Here is a 17,955-nt window from a genome sequence, read left to right as displayed (position 1 = left end):
CGGCCGCCGCCCCTCGCCGCTTACTGGATCGCGTCGGGCTTCACGACGATCCAGTTCTTGTCCGCCGTGACCGGCTGGCCGAGCGCCTTCTGCTGCGCGGCCGATTCGTCCGACCATGCGCGGATCTGCGCCATCTGCTTGTCCTTCTTGTTCACCCACACGCGCACGCCGCCGCGCGCGACGTCGGTCGCGTTCAGCAGCATGTAGCCGTCGGATTTCGGCGTGTCGCCCGCGACGAGCACCGGCTTCTTCCACTGGTCGATCCAGCCGGCGATCGAGCCGAGCTTGCCTTCGTACCACGTCATCGGGTTCATCAGGAACGGCGTGATCACGAGATTGCGGTTCGCGGCCTCGTCGTACTTGCCGGCCTTGATCTGCAGCCGCGACGTGGTCAGCGCGCCCGTCGCCGGGTCGCGCAGCAGCGTCGTCACGCCGATCACGTTCTGCGGCTTCACGTTGTAGCCGTATTTCGGATCGGACAGCACGAGCCGCGCGAGCTCCTCGTGCGCGGCGGTCATCACGTACACCTCGATCCCGTTCTCGCGCAGCGCGTTGTACAGCTCCTGCATGCCGCGGAAGAAGCGCGGCGGGTTCGCGGTGCCGTCGACGACCTTGTCGCCCTGCCAGTAGCGGATCGGCACCGGCTTGCCGTCGGCGAGCATCGCGTCGACGTGGCGCTTCAGGTCGGCCAGCGACAGCCCCGCGAACGCCTGCGCAATCCACGGATAGCAGACCAGGTCGTCGATCTCGCAGAGCCGGTAGTAGTAGCTCGTCAGCGACTCCTTGTAGTCGGCGGAATCCTTGAACGGGATCAGCTTCAGCGACGGATCGAGCGAGTCGCGCGTCAGCACGCCGCGGTTCTCGAGATACGGCAGCAGCGACTCCTCGAGGTCGTAGCGATAGGTGGTGTTGTCGGCGTCGAACACCGCGTAGTCGCCGCGGTTCGCGTGCGCGGCGATCATCGCGTTCAGCGCCTTCGCGCTGTCCGCCGGCCAGTGCGACAGGTCCGCCGCGTGAGCGAACGACATGCACAACGACGCGGCAAGCGCGCTGAGAAGACGTCGGGACAGCTTGGGCATGGCGCCGCTCCTTTTATGACATTCTGGTGACGGATCGATGACAAGCGGCAGCATCGCGCGATTGTGGCGCGGGCATGCGGTGCGCAAGCGACGGGAAGTTGTTCGCGTGCGCCAGGACGGCAAACACGCGAGGCAGGCGCGCGGCCCGCGGATGCGGGTTCGGCATTGAAAGGCCGCCCGGGCGGACGGCCTGTGACTCAGCGATATTTCAGCGATGCGCGTTGATCGTATCGCGCGTCTTCTGCGCGGCGAGCGCGGCGGCTTCGGCGAAATCCTCCCCCTTGCTCGCGTACAGGATCGCGCGCGACGAGTTGATCATCATCCCGGTGCCGTCGGCGGTGCGGCCCGCGTTGACGGTCGCCTGCACGTCGCCGCCCTGCGCGCCGATGCCGGGGATCAGGAGCGGCATGTCGCCGACGATCCCGCGCACGATCTCGATCTCCTTCGGGAACGTCGCGCCGACCACGAGGCCGAGCTGGCCGTTCTTCGCATTCCACTTGTTCGCCGCGAGGTCGGCCACGACCTGGTACAGCGGCCGGCCACCCGTTTCGAGGAACTGCAGGTCCGACCCGCCCGGGTTCGACGTGCGGCACAGCACGATCACGCCCTTGCCTTCATGCTCGAAGTACGGCTCGACCGAGTCGTAGCCCATGTACGGGTTCACGGTGACCGCGTCCGCGCGATAGCGCTCGAACGCTTCGCGCGCGTACTGCTCGGCAGTGCTGCCGATGTCGCCGCGCTTCGCGTCGAGGATCACGGGCAGGCCCGGGTGCTGGAGGTGGATGTGCGCGATCAGCCGCTCGAGCTGGTCTTCCGCGCGATGCGCGGCGAAGTACGCGATCTGCGGCTTGAACGCGCTCGCATACTGCGCGGTCGCGTCGACGATCTGCCGGCAGAACTCGAAGATCGCGTCGGGCTGGCCGTCGAACTGCACGGGAAAACGCGACGGCTCGGGATCGAGGCCGACGCACAGCAGCGAATTCGTGCGCTGCCACGCGGCGCGCAGCGATTCGATGAAAGTAAGCGGGGAAGACATGGCGGATACTCGCGGCAAACCGTTGATAGACCGCGTATTTTACCCGCGTCGCCGGCGGCCTTCGCGCACGGCGGCGTCGACCCGTGCATCGGCGCGCTCGACGGTGAACGCGAAACGCCGCGTGAGCCGCTCGCCCGGCGCGAGCAGCGTCATCCCGTGCGCGGCCGCGCCGCCCGGCAGGTTCACCGCATTGATCGGATGATCGACCGGCTCGAAGCAGAAGAACGGCTCGCCGGGCGGCGTATAGAGCACGTACGCATCGGCGTCGGCCGCGATCGTCAGCAACAGCCCGCGGTGCGGCCAGCTCACCGTCGCGTGGCCGCCCCAGCCGGTGAACGCGTGATTGACGAGCGTCGCCGGCAGCGGATACGCGACGCCGAACTGCCACGCCGGCGGCACGCACACGTGCCGCACCGGCAGGAAATCCGCGCCCGACAGCCACAGGCCGCCCGCGGCCGCGGCCAGCTCGGTCGCGTCGTCGCGCACCAGGAACGGGTGCAAGCCGAGCCCGAACGGCAGCCGTGCGCGCCCCACGTTCTCGATCGTCAGCGCGATCGACAGCGTCGTGTCGTCGAGCGCGAACGACTGGATCGCACGAAACGCGTACGGCGCGCCGCTCGCGCGATCGAGCGACAGCTGCAGCGTGGTGTCGGTCGCGTCGTCCACCTGCCACGGCGCGAGCCAGCCGTCGCCGTGGATCGGCAGCGGCTCGTCGCGGCGGTTGCGCGGCACCGCGACGCTGCGCCCGTCGCATTCGAAGCGGCCGTTGCCGATCCGGTTCGAATACGGCAGCAGCGGATAGCACGCGAGTGCGTTCGGGTCCGTCGCCGTCTCCGGGTGTTCGCAGCGTCGGAACACCGGCACCAGCGCACCGTGGTCGCCGCGCCAGTCGAAGCGCGCGATGCCGCCGCCGAGGTGGGGCAGCACGTCGAGCCGCAACGCCGCGCTCGACAGCGTGACGGCCGCCGCATGCGCGGCGCCGACGCCCTGCGCGAACGTGGCGGTCTGCGGGCCGGCGCTGACCGGCTGCGCGGCGGCAGCCAGGCGCGCACGGCGCGACTGGCTCGTGGACGACGACGCTGCGCGCGAGGACGTGGCGGTCATGGTGAACTCCTTTGCTTCGTCGATGAAGCGATACGGATCGTCGCGCGGTGCCGCGCGAACACGGACATCGGCAATCAGGCCCAGCCGCCGTCGACCACCACGTCCTGCGCGGTGATCATCCGGCTGTCGTCGGCCGCGAGAAACAGCGCCATCCGGGCGAGATCGTCCGGCAGCAGCTCGGCGTCGATGCACTGGCCGGCCTTGATCGCCGCCCGGCCCGCGTCGTCGAGCCACAGCCTGCGCTGCTTGTCGGTCATCACCCAGCCGGGCACCAGCGAATTCACGCGGATCCCGAACGGGCCGAGATCGCGCGCGAGCCCGCGGGTGAGGCCCTGCACGGCCGCCTTCGCCATCACGTAGACGGGATAACCGCCGTTCTTCAGCATCCAGCTGATCGAGCCGAGGTTGATGATCGCGCCGCCGCCGCGCTGCTTCATGTCGTCGATCACCGCTTGCGCGGCGAAGAACTGGTGGCGCAGGTTCACCGCGATGCCCGCGTCGAACGACGCGGGCGTCACGTCGCCGATCGCGTGGCGCGTGTCGTTCGCCGCGTTGTTCACGAGCACCGCGATCGCGCCGATCCGTGCGCGGATCGCGTCGATCGTGCGGCGCAACGCGTCGACGTCGGTCAGGTCGCACGGCAGGAACAGCGGCGCGTGGCGCACGTCCGGCGCCTGCGCGAGGCTTTCCGCGAGCGCCTGGCCCGCCTGTGCGTCGAGATCGACGAACGCCACGCGCGCGCCCTGCCGCGCGAAGTGCTCGACGAACGCCGCGCCGATGCCGGTCGCGCCGCCCGTGATCAGCACCGCGCGATCCTCGAGGCTCGGGTAGCGCGCATAACGCGCGTCGCGCGCGGCGCGCGGATCCGGCGCGGAAGTTTCGATGGTCATGCGAATCGTCTCCGTGGAATCGGTCAGTCGCGTACGCCGCGGTTCTTCAGCTGGTCGAGCAGCACGGCCGCGAGCAGGATCGCGCCGCGCACCAGGTACTGGTAGAACGCGTCGATGTTCAGCAGGTTCATCACGTTCTCGACGGTGCCCATGATCAGCACGCCGATCACGACGCCCGAGATCGTAGCGCGGCCGCCCATCAGCGACACGCCGCCGAGCACGCACGCGGAGATCACGTTCAGCTCGAAGCCCTGCGCGGCGTTCGGCTGGCCCGACGTGATGCGCGATGCGAGGATCACGCCGGCGAGCGCCGTCACCGCGCCCTGGATCAGGAAGATGTACACGCGCGTGCGTTCGACGTTGATCCCCGCGAGACGCGACGCCTCGGGGTTGCCGCCGATCGCGAGCGTGTTGCGGCCGTACACGGTCTGGTTCAGCAGCACGCCGAACACGATGAAGCACAGCAGCGTGACCCAGATCGGCAGCGACACGCCGAAGAGCGTGAGCCCGCCGAGCGCGATGAAGGTATCCGACGACACGCCGACCGCCTGCCCCTTCGACACGATGAAGCCGAGCCCCCGCACGATTTCCATCGTCGCGAGCGTCGTGATCAGCGCGTTGATGCGCAGGTACGCGATCACCGCGCCGTTCACGAAGCCGATCGCGGCGCCTGCCGCGACCGCCGCGACGATCGCGACGAACGTGTTGTCGGTCGCGTTCAGCACCATCGCGCACAGCACGCCCGAGAACGCGACGGTCGAGCCGATCGACAGGTCGAAGTCGCGCGAGGCCAGACAGAACATCATCGTGCACGCGACCATCCCGATCTGCGAGATCGACAGCGCGAGGCCGAGCATGTTGTCGATCGAGAAGAAGTGATCGACCGTCAGCGACATCGTCAAGAACATCACCGCGAAGATCGCAATGAGGCTGTATTCGGTGAGGTGCTGCCACCACTTCTGGCGGTCGCTCTGCTGTGGAACCAGCGCGTCGGCCGACGGCTTCACGGCTGCGCTGGCGAGGTTTTCCCTGACTTGCATGGTTGTGTCTCCTGCTCCTGCGTCGCGCGGCCCGCGCCGCGCGTGATCGATTCGAATGTCCTGCGTCGCCCGCGGCGACCTCACACTGCGTCAGCCGCCTCGACGACGCTCGTCTGCGGCAGCGCGAGGCTCAGCACCGCATGCTCGTTCGCCCGTTCGCGCGGCAGCTCGCCTGCGATCCGCCCTTCGCGCATCACGACGATGCGGTCGGACACGCCGAGCACTTCCGGCAGCTCCGACGACACCATCACGATCGCGCAGCCGCGCTCCGCGAGCCGGTAGATCACGTCGTAGATCTCGTGCTTCGCGCCGACGTCGATGCCGCGCGTCGGCTCGTCGAGGATCACGACCTTCAGGTCGGGCTCCGCGAGCCAGCGCGACAGGATCGCCTTCTGCTGGTTGCCGCCCGACAGGAAGCGGATCTTCTGCCGCCGGTTCGGCGTCTTGATCTTCAGCCGCTGGATGAAGCGGTCGGCCGTTTCGCTTTCGGTCTTGCGGTCGATGAACAGGCCCGCGCGCAGCGAATGACGGCGGCAGCTGATGTTGATGTTCTCCGCGACCGACGCCATCGCGATGATCCCTTCCTCCTTGCGGTCTTCCGGACACAGCACGATGCCGTGACGGATCGCGTCGCCGGTGCGCTTCACGTCGATACGCCGGCCGTCGAGCGTCAGCGTGCCCGCGCGCCGGCGGTCGGCGCCGTACACGAGCCGCATCAGCTCGCTGCGTCCCGCGCCGACGAGGCCGAAGAACCCGACGATCTCGCCCGCGCGCACCGAGAAGCTCGCGGGTTCGCGCAGCGCCGGACCATCGACGCCTTCGGCCGACAACCGCACGTCGCCGAGCGCGCGCGGCGCGTAATGGTAGATATCCGAAATTTCACGCCCGACCATCTCGGCGACCAGTCGCTCGCGCGGCACGTCGGCGAGCGATTCGTGCGACGCGATCTTGCGCCCGTCGCGAAAGATCGTGCACGCATCGCACAGCCGGTAGATCTCGTCCATCCGGTGCGAGATGTAGATCAGCGCGCGGCCCTGCGCGCGCAGGTCGTCGACGAGCTTGAACAGCACCTCGGTCTCGCGATGCGACAGCGAGCTCGTCGGCTCGTCGAGCGCGATCACGCGCGCATTGCGCATCAGCGCCTTGCAGATCTCGACCATCTGCCGCTGCGCGATCGACAGGCGGCCGAGCTTCGCGTCCGGATCGAGATCGACGCCCATCGCCGCGAGCCGCTCGCGCACGTGGCGCTTCGCCTCGCCCTTCCTCACCCAGCCGAGCGCATTCGGCAGGCGGCCGAGCAGCAGGTTCTCCGCGACCGTCAGGTCGGGCACGTACTGCAGCTCCTGGTGAATCACCGCGATGCCGGCCGCGATCGACGCGGCCGCACTCGAGAAATGCACGGGCTGGCCGTCGACCAGCACGCTGCCCGCATCGGGCTGGTATTCGCCGCCGAGAATCTTCAGCAGCGTCGACTTGCCCGCGCCGTTCTCGCCCATCAGGCCATGCACCTCGCCCGCGTGCACGTCGAACGAGATGCCGTCGAGTGCGCGCACGCCGGGAAATACCTTGCCGATATTGTCAAAACGCAGTGCCGCTGACACGTCGTCTCCCCACTTGCAGATCCATCGATCGCCGGCCGCCGCATCGCCGCGGCGGCCGGCGTGCCGCTTACTTCGAGGCAAGCCCCATCTCCTCGCGCACCTTCGACACGTTGTCGCGCGTCGCAAGCATGCCGGTGGTCAGCGTGAGCGGCGCCGGCGCCTTGCCCTGCGTGATCCACGTGTACATCAGCTCGGAGGTTTCCTCGCCGTGGCGCTTCGGGCTGATGATCACGGTGCCGTAGAAGCCCGTCGGCTGCGGCTTCTTGAACTCGTTCAACGCCGAATCGGAACCGCCGATGCCGATGCCGATCATGTTGTCCGCCTTGAAGCCGCGCCCTTCGGCCGCGCGCACCGCGCCGAGCACGGCCTCGTCGTTCAGGCCGTAGGCGACCCAGTGCTTGAACTGCGGGTTCTTGGTGAGCGCGATGTTCGCCGCGTTGAACGCGTTCTCGGTATCGGTCTTCGCCTGCGGCGCCGCGATCACGTTCGCCTTCGGAAAGCCCGCGGCCACCAGCGCATCGGTCGCGCCGCTCGTGCGGTCGTGCGCGGTCGGCAGCTGCTCGTAGGTGATGTCGATCGCGCCGACGTCCTTCATGTTCCAGCCGCGCTTCTTGATCTCGGCCGCGATGCCGTCGCCGACCTGCTTGCCGATGTTGTACGCGGAGATCCCCATGTGCGGCACCGCCTCGATCGGCTTGCCCGCGCCGTCGACGAGACGGTCGTCGACCGTCATCATCTTCAGGTTGTGCGACTTCGCCTTCGCGACGATGCCCGGCCCGAGCTTCACGTCAGGCGTGCAGATGATGAAGCCCTGCGCCTTCTGCGCGGACAGGTTGTCGATCGCGCTCATCACCTTCTCGCCCGACGGCGCACCGATCTTCACGAGCGTGAAGCCCTTGTCCTTCGCCGCGATCTCGGCGAACTTCCATTCGTCCTGGAACCACGGCTCTTCCGGCTGCTTCACGAGGAAGCCGATCTTGACCGGGTCGGCCGCGTGCGCCACCGGGCTTCCCATCACCACCGCGGCCGCGGCGGCCAGCGTTACGAACGTTCTGCGTTTCATCTCCAGTGTCTCCTTGTCTTCATCGAACGGAATGCAGCCGCTTGTTGGTTTCGACGCAGCGTGCGCGCGGCCGTCGCACGTGCGGTCTGTCGAATCGTTGCGTCAGTCGTGGTACAGCGCCGCGCGCCCGCCGTCGACGGTAATGCACGCGGCATTGATGAACGGCGCCTCGTCGGAGGCGAGGAACACGGCCGTCATCGCGACTTCCTCCGGTTTGCCGATCCGTTTCATCGGCTGCAGCGCGAGCGTCTCGGCGCGCGCCGCGGCGGGGTCGGCCTGCGCATCCCACCAGTCGCGCGTGAGCTGCGTCTCGATGTAGCCGGGCGCGATCGCGTTCACGCGCACGTTGCGCGCCGCGTATTCGATGCCGAGCGCACGCGTGAGGCCCAGCACGCCGTGCTTCGCAACCGGGTACGGAAAGCAGCCCGGGATGATCCGGAACGCATGCGTCGACGCGATGTTGACGATGCTGCCGCGGCCGCGCTCGACCATGCCCGGCAGCGCCGCGCGGCAGCCGTGCCACACGCCGTCGAGGTCGACCGCGAAGCAGCGGCGCCAGTCGTCGTCCGTCATCGTCAGCGGATCGGCGAACACGTTGATGCCCGCGTTGTTCACCAGCACGTCGAGCGGGCCGAAAGCCGCTTCGGTCTGCGCGAGCGCGTCGCGTACCGAGTCCTGCCGCGCGACGTCCGCATGCAGCGCCAGCACGCGCGCGCCGTCGATGTCGTCGGTGATCGCCGCGGCCGTGCGCTGCGCCTGCGCGAAGTCGAGGTCGACGAGCGCGACGGCCGCGCCCTCGCGTGCGAACGCCTGCGCGATCGCGGCGCCGATCCCGCGGCCCGCGCCCGTCACCATCGCGACCTTGCCCGCGAGGCGTTCCATCATGCGGCTCCGCCGCGCGCCGCGCGCAGGCCGGCCTGGAACGCGCGTGCGTTCGCCGCGGTCGTGTCCGCCGACTGGCCGGGCCGGTACAGCGCCGAACCCAGGCCGAAGCCGTCGGCGCCTGCCGCGAGGAACGGCTGCATGTTGTCCGGCGTAATCCCGCCGACCGGAAGCAGCGGCACCGCGCGGTCGATCACCGCGCGCCACGCCTTCACGACGGGCACGCCGAGCTGCTCGGCCGGGAACATCTTCAGCACGTCGGCGCCGTTCGCGAGCGCGGCGAACGCCTCGGTCGGCGTCGCGACGCCCGGTGCGCTCGCGAGCCCGCGCTCGCGTGCGCGGCGGATCACCGCCGCGTCGCTGTGCGGCATCACGATCAGCGTGCCGCCCGCGTCCTGCACGCGGTCGACGAATTCGGCGCGCAGCACGGTGCCCGCGCCGACGATCATGTCGTCGGGCAGCGCGCGGCGCAGCGCCGCGATGCTGCCGAACGGATCGGGCGAGTTCAGCGGCACCTCGACGATCCGGAAGCCGGCTTCATGCAGCGCAAGGCCGTGGTCGACAGCTTCCGCGGGCGCGATGCCGCGCATGATCGCGATCAGCGGGCACGCGTCGAACGCGCGCATCAGCGCGGCGTGCGGCGTGTACGGCGCGGGCAGCGTAAGGTCGGACGACATCGGCGGTTCCTCTTCAATCGGTTCATTGGTCGGCGCAGACGGGTTCGCCATCCGCGCGCACGAGTCCGGCACGCGACGCGATCCACCACAAGCCGCGCTCGGTCGCCTGTGCGACGACGCGTGCATGCGTGCAGCCGAATACGCTCAGCGCGTCGACGTAGCGCATGCACAATCCGTCGTCGCCGATCAGCAGCAGCGGCTGGTTCGCGAGCGCGACACCGCGCTCCGCGAGCATCGCGTCGAGCGCGTTCAGCTCATGGCCGATCAGCAGCCCGGACAGATAGTCGCCCTGCGCATCGGGCGCGAGCCGGTCGGTCAGGCCGAGCGTGCGCGTGCTGAAGATCGTCGCGAGCAGCCCCGCGCGCTGCGCGCCGCGGGCCACCGCGACACCGCGCGCGAACGCCGCGCGGTCGGGCGACGCGCTCGCGCGCATCGTGCGGCCGAGGATCGTGTGATCGCGCAGCGCCGCGAACAGCTCGCCCGTCATGAAGGTCTGGAAGCGCTCGATGAGCCCGTCCTTCACCCATGCCCACTTCGCATGCGTGCCCGGCAAGCCGATCAGTACCCCTGAACGATCGGCATCAAGCATGGGATCGTTCGCGAGTGCGCCGAATATCTGCGTTTCTTCGCCGCGCATCACGTCGGGCAATTCGCCCGTCGCGATCACGCCCGGCACGATCGACACCGTCGTGCCGCGCGCCGTCGTCACCGTGACGAGCCCCGCGACGAGCGCGTCGGCGCCGGCCGGCACCGCGACGTACGGCGCCTCGCGCCAGCCCTGCGCGCTGCCGACCATCCCGGCCGCCAGCACCGGCACGCCCGGCGCGCGGTCGAGCCAGTCGCCGCACGCTTCCTCGAACACGACGTCGAAGGCACGCGCGCCGCCGGCCGGCACGTGCATCACGCCTGCCGCGCGGCTGCGCGTGTCGAGCAGCGCGCCGTGCGCGTCGAACAGATACGCGCGCAGCGACGTCGTGCCCCAGTCGAGCGCGATCAGCGACGGGGCGGCGGAGTTGGCGTCCGGAGCGGTCCGGGTCGAATGGGTCATCGTTTGATCCTGCGGGTACCCTGCGGCGGGCTCCAGCCCAGTTCCGCGGAAATGGCTCGCGCTTCGCGCTGCACGAGCGGAATCAGTTCGTCCATCCGGTCGTGCGGCATGTACGGGATCGTGCTCGCGACCGATACGGCGGCGACGATCGCGCCCGACGCGTCGCGGATCGGCGCGGCCACGCAGCGGATCGACGCTTCGTTTTCCTCGAGGTCGAACGTGTAGCCGCCGGCCGCGTAATGCGCCATGCGCTGCAGGAACGCGCTCGTCTCGGGCCGGTTGTCCGGCTTGAAATTGACGCCGGCCAGCGCGCGCCGCGCGGCTTCGAACAGCGAGCGCCACCGGTCCGGATCGAGGTCGAGCATCATCGCCTTGCCGATGCCGGTCGACGCGAGCGGCATCCGGTGGCCGACGCGCGAACGCATCTCGAGGCCGCGCGTGCCGGGAATCTTGTCGATGTACAGCACGTCGTCGCCGTCGCGCACACCGAGGTGGATCGTGTCGAGCGTCGCTTCGGCGAGCGCCTCGAGGTGCGGCCGTGCAACCGCCGTGAGCGGCATCTGCTCGAGCGCGATCGTGCCGAGTTCGATCAGCTTCGGGCCGAGCAGGTAGCCGCCCTGCACCTGGCGCAGGTAGCGCGCCTGCACGAGGCTGCTGACGAGACGGTGCGTCGTGCTGCGCGTCGTGCCGAGCGCGGCGCCGATCGCACGCATGTCGCGCGCGCCGTTCGCGATCGCTTCGAGGATCGCGAGGCCGCGCAGCAGCGTCTGCGTGCCGGCCTGCTGCGCGGCGAGGTCGAGCGGCGTGCTGGTCGCGCCGATGCTGTCGGTCAGCGGCGCATCGTCCGGCGTCGCGCGCCGGGCGTCGAGAGCAAGGTTATCGGGCATCTTGGTCATGGAACGGGCTTCTTCAGCGGAATCGGTCTAGCCGCTGTCGCGAGGCCGGAACGAAGTCGGGCGTCGCGGCAACGCGGCGGTCGATGCACCGAGGAAAGCGCCCGGCGAACGTCATGGAAGGTGTCTCCGTGTGCGTCGGGCGCCGCGCGATGCGTGGGTCCGAAGCTGTCGATGTGCTTCGGATTGTAGGAGCGCACGCACTCGCCTCCAATATTTGAGTGCATTGTCCAGATAATGAGAAAAGCGACGGAAGCCGCGGCATTCGGCGCGGAACCGCCGCGCCATGCGCACGGGGGCGGAACCCGACACGTTGCGGGTCCCGCCCCCGTTATCCGCGCGCGGCGCGCTTACTGCTGGTTCGTGCTGCGCGCCTGCATGTAGCGCTGCACGTCGGAGAACGACACGCGGCCGCTACCGTTCGCGTCGATCTGCCGGAAGTGGTTCGCGACGTAGCCGAGGCCGGCCGCGCGCGCCTGCGCTTCGGTGATCGAGCCGGTGTTCTGCGTGTCGGCCGCGCCGAACTGCCGCGCGAGCTTGCGCACCACCTGCGCGTGCAGCGCGGCGCCCGTCGTCTGCGTGCCGGCGGTCGGCTTGCGCGCGGCCGGCGGCACGTATGGATCGCCGAGCTGCGCCTGGCGCGCGCGCGCCGGGGTGGCGGCGTCGCTCGCCTGCGCGAACGCGGACACCGATGCGGATGCTGCAACCCCGGCGCATGCGAGCGCCGCGGCAACGACGATGAAACGTTTCTTCATGTCAGGCTCCAGTCTGGAATGAGGTCGTCGACGGCCGGCGAACGGCGCCGCCGCGGGCGCGCGTCGCCAGGCCCGCACATCGCATCAGTGCGCGGCCGCGTTGTAGAAAGTCACGAGGTCGGCTTTCTCCTGCGGACGCGACGTATCGTCGAGATAGACCATGTGTCCACCCTGATAGTCCTTGATCGTCAGGTTCGGTTGCGTGCCGAGCCGCGCGAGGTCGAGCTCGGTCTGGTAGAACGGCGTCGCGATGTCGTGATACCCGTTCAGCGACAGCACCTTCAGCGACGGATTCAACGTCAGCGCAGCCGCGAGATCGGGAATCGTGTCGGGCATCGCGAGGCCGTCGTGCGTCCAGTCCCAGGTCTCGATCGCATTGCTGCTGAGCGAATACGCCGACTGCGCGCTGTACTTCAGCACGTTCGGCAGGTAGCTGCCGATCGTGTCGGTGAACGGCTTCGTGATGAACGTGCTCGACGGGTCCCCGTCCGCCGCGAGCGGGCTCGACGACGGCACGTTCACGCGTGCGTCGTAGCGGCCGATCAGCGTGCCCGGGATCAGCGCCACCTGGAAGCTGTTGTCGAAGAAGGTCGGGACCACGTTGAAGTCAGCACTCCAAAGCGACTGCTTCACGCCGGTCGAATTCACCATCGTCGTGACGAGCGCAGGCGGAGGCGGCGTGTGGCTCGCGAGATAGGCGTTCACGGCGGGCGTGTAGCTGCCGGCCGTCAACTGGCGCATCTGGTCCGCGTACTGCGGCAGGCTCGACGGGTTCGGATTGTCGAGCTGGTAGTACGCGCCGACGGTGCCGTAGGACGGCACGAAGCCCGCGCAGCTCACCGGGCTCGCCCCGTTGTTCGAGTTGCCGACATAGTCGCTCGCCATGTCGCAGTTCGCGTTGTAGTTCAGGATCGACGACTGCAGCACGATGCCGTCGAGCTTCACGCCGGCCGTCTCGAGCAGGTTCGCGAGCACGTCGGTGCGCGGCGTGCCGTACGACTCGCCGAACAGGTATTTCGGCGAATCGTTGCGCCGGTTCACGGCGATGTAGCGCGTCACGAAGTCGCGGAACGCGCCGCCGTCCTGGTCGACACCCCAGAACGTCTGGTTCGTGTTCGGCGCGATCGCCTCCGAGAAGCCGGTGCCGATCGCATCGACGAACACGAGGTCGGTCGTGTCGAGCAGGCTTTCCGCGTTGTCGACGAACGGGAACGTCGAGGCATTCGCGTTCGGGTCGCCCGTCTGGATCCGCTTCGGACCGAACGAGCCGAGATGCAGCCACACCGATGCGGAACCGGGGCCGCCGTTGTACAGGAACGTGACGGGCCGCTTCGCCGCGGGCTGGTTGTCCGCGGTGTACGCGATGTAGAAGAACGAGGCTTCGGGCGCGCCCGTCTGCGGATTGCGCGCGACGAGATGGCCGGCGGTGGCCGTGTAGCGAATCGTCTTGCCGTTCAGCGTGATCTGGTGATGGGTGACGGCGGCCTTTTCGACCGCGGCGGACGCGTCGAGCGATGCGGTCGCGCTCGATGAATAACTGTTGGGATCGTTGTACGGCCTGTCCACCTGAGCGGCGGGATCGGCTGAATTGTCGGTACCTGCTGCCGAGGACGGGGTCACGTCGTCGTTGCAGGCCGTCAGAATCAGCGAAGAGAACACAACTCCCAACCACAGCTTCGCTTTGCTCGCTGGCATCGTTGCTTTCCTTCTCTCGAATGTTTTTTTGTGTCGAGCAGCCGGGTGAGCCGCCCCCCGCCTCGATTGCGGCCGATAAGCCGAGGCGCCGGCCAATATACGCGAGCGGGTCGGCTTTGAAAAATTTGGAAATACTCGATCGGCGGGCGGTGCAGTGCACACCTTTCAGGAATGCTTCGATTCGCGAACCGTCGCTTTTCAGTCGCCTTTCGATTGCTTTCGTGTTTACTCCGGAGCACTAAAAATCACGCGGATTTCGTGCCATATCGACAAACAAAATTCCGCGCGTGCGGGCATTGCTCAGCAAAGCGAAATAGACGAATTCGTCTAATGGATGCGGCCCGAAATGCGGGCATCACGAATGCACTGCAGTGCACCAATGGCGCACCGGCGACGGAACGGACAATGCGACGGCGCGGGTGCGCCGCTCACTGCGATTGCGGAAGTTCGGCCGCGCCCATCCGGCGGGCAATGACGGCCGCGCGCTGCGCCTGGTAGGCCGAGCCGCGGTGTGCGTCGAACCAGCGCGGCTTCGGCAGCATCACCGCGAGGCGCGCCGACTGCCACGCGCCGAGCCGGCTCGCGGGAATCCTGTAGTAATAACGGGCGGCGGCCTCGGCGCCGTACACGCCGCGGCCCCATTCGACCGAATTCAGGTAGATCTCGAAGATCCGCTCCTTGTCGAGCACCGTCTCGAGCATCCACGTGATGATCAGCTCCTGCCCCTTGCGGATGTAGCTCTTCTCGCGCGACAGGAACAGGTTGCGCGCGAGCTGCTGGGTGATCGTCGAACCGCCCGCGACGATCCGGCCGCGCGCCTTGTTCTTCTCCCATGCCTGCAGGATCGCGTCGACGTCGTAGCCGTTGTTGGTCGCGAAGGTCGAATCCTCCGACGCGATCAGCGCGCGCTTCAGGTTGCGCGAGATCTGGTCGTATGGCACCCACTGGTGCTGGATCCGCGCGGGCGGGTTGTCGCGCGACAGCCACCATGCGTCGGTCCGCATGAACGCGGTCGAACCGGGATTGATGAACGACCACGCGGCGATCTGCACGAGATAGAACAGCTGCGTCGCGAGCCATGCGCCCGCGAACACCGAACCCGCATAGACGAGCCAGCGCGTCGCGCCGACCGTGCGCGTGCGCTGCGTGCCGCTGACCGCCACCACGTGCCGCGCTCCGCTCAGCCGGCCGCGAGCGCCTGGCGCAGCGCGGCCAGCACCGGTGCGCCGTCCGGCCGCACGCCGCGCCAGATGAAGAACGATTCGGCCGCCTGCTCGACCAGCATCCCGAGCCCGTCGGCCGTGCGCGCGCCGAGCGACGCCGCATGCTGCATGAACACCGTCGGCTGCGCGCCGTACATCATGTCGTACGCGAGCGTGCCCGCGCCGAACGCGGCCGCGTCGCACGCCGGCAGCGCCGCATCGAGGCTGCCTGCCGTCGCGTTGACGATCACGTCGTACGGCTCGGCACGCACGGCGTCCGGGCCGCCGCCCGACAGTACGCAGCCCGCATCGTGCGCGGCCTGCGTGAACTGGCCGACGAGCGCCTCGGCCTTGCTCGCGGTGCGGTTCACGATCGTGATCGACAGCGGCGCGCGCTCGAGCATCGGCAGCACGACGCCACGCGCCGCACCGCCCGCGCCGAGCAGCAGGATGCGCGCGCCCGCGAGCGACACGCCGAGATTCGATTCGATGTCGCGCACGAGGCCGACGCCGTCCGTGTTGTCGCCGTAGATGCCGCCGTCGGCATCGATGCGCAGCGTGTTCACCGCGCCCGCCGCCGCCGCGCGCGGCGACAGCGTGTCGGCGAGCGCGTGCGCGTCGAGCTTGAACGGCACCGTCACGTTCGCACCGCGTCCGCCTTCGGCGATGAACGCGCGCACGGCGGCCTCGAAGCCGTCGACCGGCGCGAGCCGGTGCTCGTAGACGATCGCCTCGCCCGTCTGCGCGGCGAACTGCGCGTGGATGAACGGCGACTTGCTGTGCGCCACCGGGTTGCCGAACACCACATAGCGGTCGGCGCCGCTCGTCGACGCGGCTGCGTTCATGATGCGCGCCCCTCTTCGCTATCCTGGCCGTTGGCGGTCGCGGCCTCGTCGCCCGCGGCCGTCGCGCCGTCCGCTTCGGCCAGTGCTTCAGCCTCGGCTTGCGCCGACGCGTCCTGCGCATCGACCAGCGTGTCGTCTCCGCCTTCGTTCTCGTCTTCGTCGTCGGCCGCGTCGCCGCTCGTCACGGTCGGCGCGTCGAGCACGTTAAGCAGCCGCACCGACGCCTCGATCGTCAGCTCGTCGAGCGACATCACGTCGAGCAGCACGCGCGTGCCGCGCGCATGCACGCCAAGCCCCGGCACGTGCAGCAGCAGCGGAATTTCCTCGAGGCGCACCAGATCGCCCTTCACGACGCTCGCGACGACCTGCTTCTTCTGCTCCTGCGCGAGCCAGCGCAGGCACCAGAAGTACTCCATCCGGCGCTGGTAGTCGGCGTACGCGGTATAGGTGTCGTCGAAGCCCTGCACGACCGCGTACAGGTCGGCGTCCTTCGGCTTGAACGGCGCGGCGAGCTTCGCGGTGACGCCGTGCTGCACGCATGCCAGCAGTTGCCACTGGTTCACGAGGTCGACGTAACGGCGCAGCGGCGACGTGCTCCACGCGTATTGCGCGACACCGAGGCCTTCGTGCGGCGCGGCCGTCGTCTGCATCCGCGTGCGCTTCGGGCCCGGCGCGCCGAAGCCGCGCTGCGAGCGATAGATGCCGGGCACCGTGTGATCGTGCAGGAACGCGCCCCACGTCGAGTTCGCGAGGATCGCGAGCTCCGACACGATCAGGTCGAGCGGCGAGCCGCGGCGGCGCGGCGTGATCGTCACGTGCTCGCCTTCGACGTAGAAGTTGTAGTCGGTGTTGCGCTGCACTTCGCGCTTCAGGCCGTAGCCCGCGCGCGCGACCTGACGCTTCTCGAACAGCGCCTGCGCGAGCGGCCACAGCACGGCGATGTCGTCCTTGTGCGGATAGTCGCCGGTGCCGGCGGCGAGCGTCTCTTCGTTGACGAGCTCGTCGAGCGTGTTGTGGCGCAGGTTGTTCTTCACGAACACGAGTTCGGCGCGCGTCTCGTTCGCGACGATCTCCTGCGTCTCGCGGTTGACGATGATGTACAGCGACAGCGCCGGGCGGTAGTCGCCTTCCTTCAGCGTGAACACGTCGACCACGTCGTCCGGCAGCATCGTGATCTTGTCGCCCGGCATGTAGACGGTCGACAGGCGCGCGCGCGCGATCGCGTCGACTGCGTCGCCGCGCACGATGCCGAGCGCCGGCGCCGCGATGTGCACGCCGATCCGCACGCGACCGTCGGACAGGTGCTCGACCGAGAACGCGTCGTCGATTTCGGTCGTCGTGATGTCGTCGATCGAGAACGCCTCGACGTCCGCGCGCGGCAGGTCGTCCGGCAGCGGGCCGACCGTGACGGCCGGGAAGCCGGTGCCGTGCGGGAAGAATTCCGCGAGGAAGCGCGCCTCGTGCAGCGCACGCGGCGACGCGATGCCGCCGCAGTCGAGCATCAGCCGCGCCGGCGACACGCCGCGCGCGCCGGCCGCCGCTTCCATCGCCTTGTATTCGATCGCGTTCTTGTCCGGCCGCGTCAGCAGCCCGAGCACCTTGCCCGCGAACGCTTCCGGCAGCTTGCCGGCCTTCAACTCCTCTTCGTACTGCGCCTGGACGAGCGCCTGCTGGCGCTTGCGCTCGAGCGACGCGAGCGCCATCTTGAGCTGCTCTTCCGGCGCGCGCTGATACTGGCCGCGCCCCTTGCGGCGGAAGTAGACGGGCGAGCCGTGCAGCCGCAGCACCAGCGCCGCGCGCTCGACCGGACCGTAGGTCGCGCCGAAGTATTCCGCGGCCAGCGCCGTATACGCGAATTCGTCGGCCGGCGCGCATTCCCACAGGAAATCCAGGTCGATCTGCTGCGCGGCCGTGTCGGCTTCCTGCATCAGCTCGCTCGCGGCCGGCTTCTCGAATTCGATCAGCACGTCTTTCGCGCGCACCTTCGCCCGCCGCCCGCCGGGCAACTCGACCTGAAACGCGTCGCCCTGGCGCGACAGCACGCTGCCCGCCTTGAAACTGCCCGATTCCTCGAAGAAAACGTTCACTCAGTACTCTCGTTCAGACTGCCGGGCGCCGCATCGGCGGCGCCGCATGATGATGGGA

16 protein-coding genes are annotated in these 17,955 nt (G+C 68.8%); all 16 read right to left on the bottom strand.

Going from position 1 to position 17,955, the window contains the following annotated elements:
• Positions 1-20 precede the first annotated feature (20 nt).
• Positions 21-1,079, bottom strand: coding sequence for a hypothetical protein (locus U4Z64_RS10450; protein ID WP_044844181.1), 1,059 nt, complete (start codon positions 1,077-1,079; stop codon positions 21-23).
• A gap of 208 nt (positions 1,080-1,287) precedes the next feature.
• The gene (pyrF, locus tag U4Z64_RS10445; protein WP_044844182.1) at positions 1,288-2,115 is read right to left on the bottom strand and encodes an orotidine-5'-phosphate decarboxylase; all 828 of its coding nucleotides are present in this window, start codon (positions 2,113-2,115) and stop codon (positions 1,288-1,290) included.
• Between the two features lie 39 nt (positions 2,116-2,154).
• Positions 2,155-3,219 carry an aldose 1-epimerase gene (locus U4Z64_RS10440; protein ID WP_321819911.1) on the bottom strand — a complete coding sequence of 355 codons (1,065 nt, stop codon included), beginning with the start codon at positions 3,217-3,219 and terminating at the stop codon, positions 2,155-2,157.
• A 74-nt stretch (positions 3,220-3,293) separates the two neighbouring features.
• A complete protein-coding gene (locus U4Z64_RS10435; RefSeq protein ID WP_321819910.1) occupies positions 3,294-4,109 on the bottom strand; it encodes an SDR family oxidoreductase in 816 nt (271 codons plus the stop codon).
• A gap of 23 nt (positions 4,110-4,132) precedes the next feature.
• Positions 4,133-5,149, bottom strand: coding sequence for an L-arabinose ABC transporter permease AraH (araH, locus tag U4Z64_RS10430; protein ID WP_044844185.1), 1,017 nt, complete (start codon positions 5,147-5,149; stop codon positions 4,133-4,135).
• An 80-nt stretch (positions 5,150-5,229) separates the two neighbouring features.
• Positions 5,230-6,750: an L-arabinose ABC transporter ATP-binding protein AraG gene (gene araG, locus U4Z64_RS10425; RefSeq protein WP_044844186.1), complete on the bottom strand. Its 1,521-nt coding sequence runs from the start codon at positions 6,748-6,750 to the stop codon at positions 5,230-5,232.
• A gap of 67 nt (positions 6,751-6,817) precedes the next feature.
• A complete protein-coding gene (locus U4Z64_RS10420) occupies positions 6,818-7,813 on the bottom strand; it encodes an arabinose ABC transporter substrate-binding protein (RefSeq protein ID WP_044844187.1) in 996 nt (331 codons plus the stop codon).
• 102 nt (positions 7,814-7,915) lie between these two features.
• Positions 7,916-8,695, bottom strand: coding sequence for an SDR family oxidoreductase (locus U4Z64_RS10415; protein WP_124520043.1), 780 nt, complete (start codon positions 8,693-8,695; stop codon positions 7,916-7,918).
• Positions 8,695-9,372, bottom strand: coding sequence for a 2-dehydro-3-deoxy-6-phosphogalactonate aldolase (locus U4Z64_RS10410; protein ID WP_321819909.1), 678 nt, complete (start codon positions 9,370-9,372; stop codon positions 8,695-8,697). Before U4Z64_RS10410 ends, U4Z64_RS10415 begins: the two co-directional genes overlap by 1 nt.
• A 22-nt stretch (positions 9,373-9,394) precedes the next feature.
• The gene (locus tag U4Z64_RS10405; RefSeq protein ID WP_321819908.1) at positions 9,395-10,420 is read right to left on the bottom strand and encodes a 2-dehydro-3-deoxygalactonokinase; all 1,026 of its coding nucleotides are present in this window, start codon (positions 10,418-10,420) and stop codon (positions 9,395-9,397) included.
• Positions 10,417-11,316 carry an IclR family transcriptional regulator gene (locus U4Z64_RS10400; RefSeq protein ID WP_321819907.1) on the bottom strand — a complete coding sequence of 300 codons (900 nt, stop codon included), beginning with the start codon at positions 11,314-11,316 and terminating at the stop codon, positions 10,417-10,419. Before U4Z64_RS10400 ends, U4Z64_RS10405 begins: the two co-directional genes overlap by 4 nt.
• Before the next feature lie 347 nt (positions 11,317-11,663).
• Positions 11,664-12,068: a hypothetical protein gene (locus tag U4Z64_RS10395; RefSeq protein ID WP_044844191.1), complete on the bottom strand. Its 405-nt coding sequence runs from the start codon at positions 12,066-12,068 to the stop codon at positions 11,664-11,666.
• 84 nt (positions 12,069-12,152) lie between these two features.
• Positions 12,153-13,763: a S10 family serine carboxypeptidase-like protein gene (locus U4Z64_RS10390; RefSeq protein WP_321819906.1), complete on the bottom strand. Its 1,611-nt coding sequence runs from the start codon at positions 13,761-13,763 to the stop codon at positions 12,153-12,155.
• Positions 13,764-14,191: 428 nt separating this feature from the next.
• A complete protein-coding gene (gene mtgA, locus U4Z64_RS10385; protein ID WP_124892853.1) occupies positions 14,192-14,929 on the bottom strand; it encodes a monofunctional biosynthetic peptidoglycan transglycosylase in 738 nt (245 codons plus the stop codon).
• 14 nt (positions 14,930-14,943) lie between these two features.
• Positions 14,944-15,810 carry a shikimate dehydrogenase gene (aroE, locus tag U4Z64_RS10380; protein ID WP_321819905.1) on the bottom strand — a complete coding sequence of 289 codons (867 nt, stop codon included), beginning with the start codon at positions 15,808-15,810 and terminating at the stop codon, positions 14,944-14,946.
• Complete coding sequence (locus U4Z64_RS10375) at positions 15,807-17,897, bottom strand: RNB domain-containing ribonuclease (RefSeq protein WP_321819904.1); 2,091 nt, start codon at positions 17,895-17,897, stop codon at positions 15,807-15,809. Before U4Z64_RS10375 ends, aroE begins: the two co-directional genes overlap by 4 nt.
• Positions 17,898-17,955: the final 58 nt, after the last annotated feature.

The sequence above is a fragment of the Burkholderia sp. BCC1996 genome (assembly GCF_905339955.1).
In the GTDB taxonomy this organism is placed as follows: Bacteria; Pseudomonadota; Gammaproteobacteria; order Burkholderiales; family Burkholderiaceae; genus Burkholderia.
The sequence above is the reverse complement of the archived record's forward strand: the minus strand, read 5'-3'. Positions and strand labels throughout refer to the sequence as shown.

What these genes read in the sequence shown, in the direction of transcription:
- U4Z64_RS10450 (WP_044844181.1), bottom strand. Translation starts at nt 1,079, where the DNA reads ATGCCCAAGCTGTCCCGACGTCTTCTCAGCGCGCTTGCCGCGTCGTTG.
- pyrF (WP_044844182.1), bottom strand. Translation starts at nt 2,115, where the DNA reads ATGTCTTCCCCGCTTACTTTCATCGAATCGCTGCGCGCCGCGTGGCAG.
- U4Z64_RS10440 (WP_321819911.1), bottom strand. Translation starts at nt 3,219, where the DNA reads ATGACCGCCACGTCCTCGCGCGCAGCGTCGTCGTCCACGAGCCAGTCG.
- U4Z64_RS10435 (WP_321819910.1), bottom strand. Translation starts at nt 4,109, where the DNA reads ATGACCATCGAAACTTCCGCGCCGGATCCGCGCGCCGCGCGCGACGCG.
- araH (WP_044844185.1), bottom strand. Translation starts at nt 5,149, where the DNA reads ATGCAAGTCAGGGAAAACCTCGCCAGCGCAGCCGTGAAGCCGTCGGCC.
- U4Z64_RS10420 (WP_044844187.1), bottom strand. Translation starts at nt 7,813, where the DNA reads ATGAAACGCAGAACGTTCGTAACGCTGGCCGCCGCGGCCGCGGTGGTG.
- U4Z64_RS10415 (WP_124520043.1), bottom strand. Translation starts at nt 8,695, where the DNA reads ATGGAACGCCTCGCGGGCAAGGTCGCGATGGTGACGGGCGCGGGCCGC.
- U4Z64_RS10410 (WP_321819909.1), bottom strand. Translation starts at nt 9,372, where the DNA reads ATGTCGTCCGACCTTACGCTGCCCGCGCCGTACACGCCGCACGCCGCG.
- U4Z64_RS10405 (WP_321819908.1), bottom strand. Translation starts at nt 10,420, where the DNA reads ATGACCCATTCGACCCGGACCGCTCCGGACGCCAACTCCGCCGCCCCG.
- U4Z64_RS10400 (WP_321819907.1), bottom strand. Translation starts at nt 11,316, where the DNA reads ATGACCAAGATGCCCGATAACCTTGCTCTCGACGCCCGGCGCGCGACG.
- U4Z64_RS10395 (WP_044844191.1), bottom strand. Translation starts at nt 12,068, where the DNA reads ATGAAGAAACGTTTCATCGTCGTTGCCGCGGCGCTCGCATGCGCCGGG.
- U4Z64_RS10390 (WP_321819906.1), bottom strand. Translation starts at nt 13,763, where the DNA reads ATGCCAGCGAGCAAAGCGAAGCTGTGGTTGGGAGTTGTGTTCTCTTCG.
- aroE (WP_321819905.1), bottom strand. Translation starts at nt 15,810, where the DNA reads ATGAACGCAGCCGCGTCGACGAGCGGCGCCGACCGCTATGTGGTGTTC.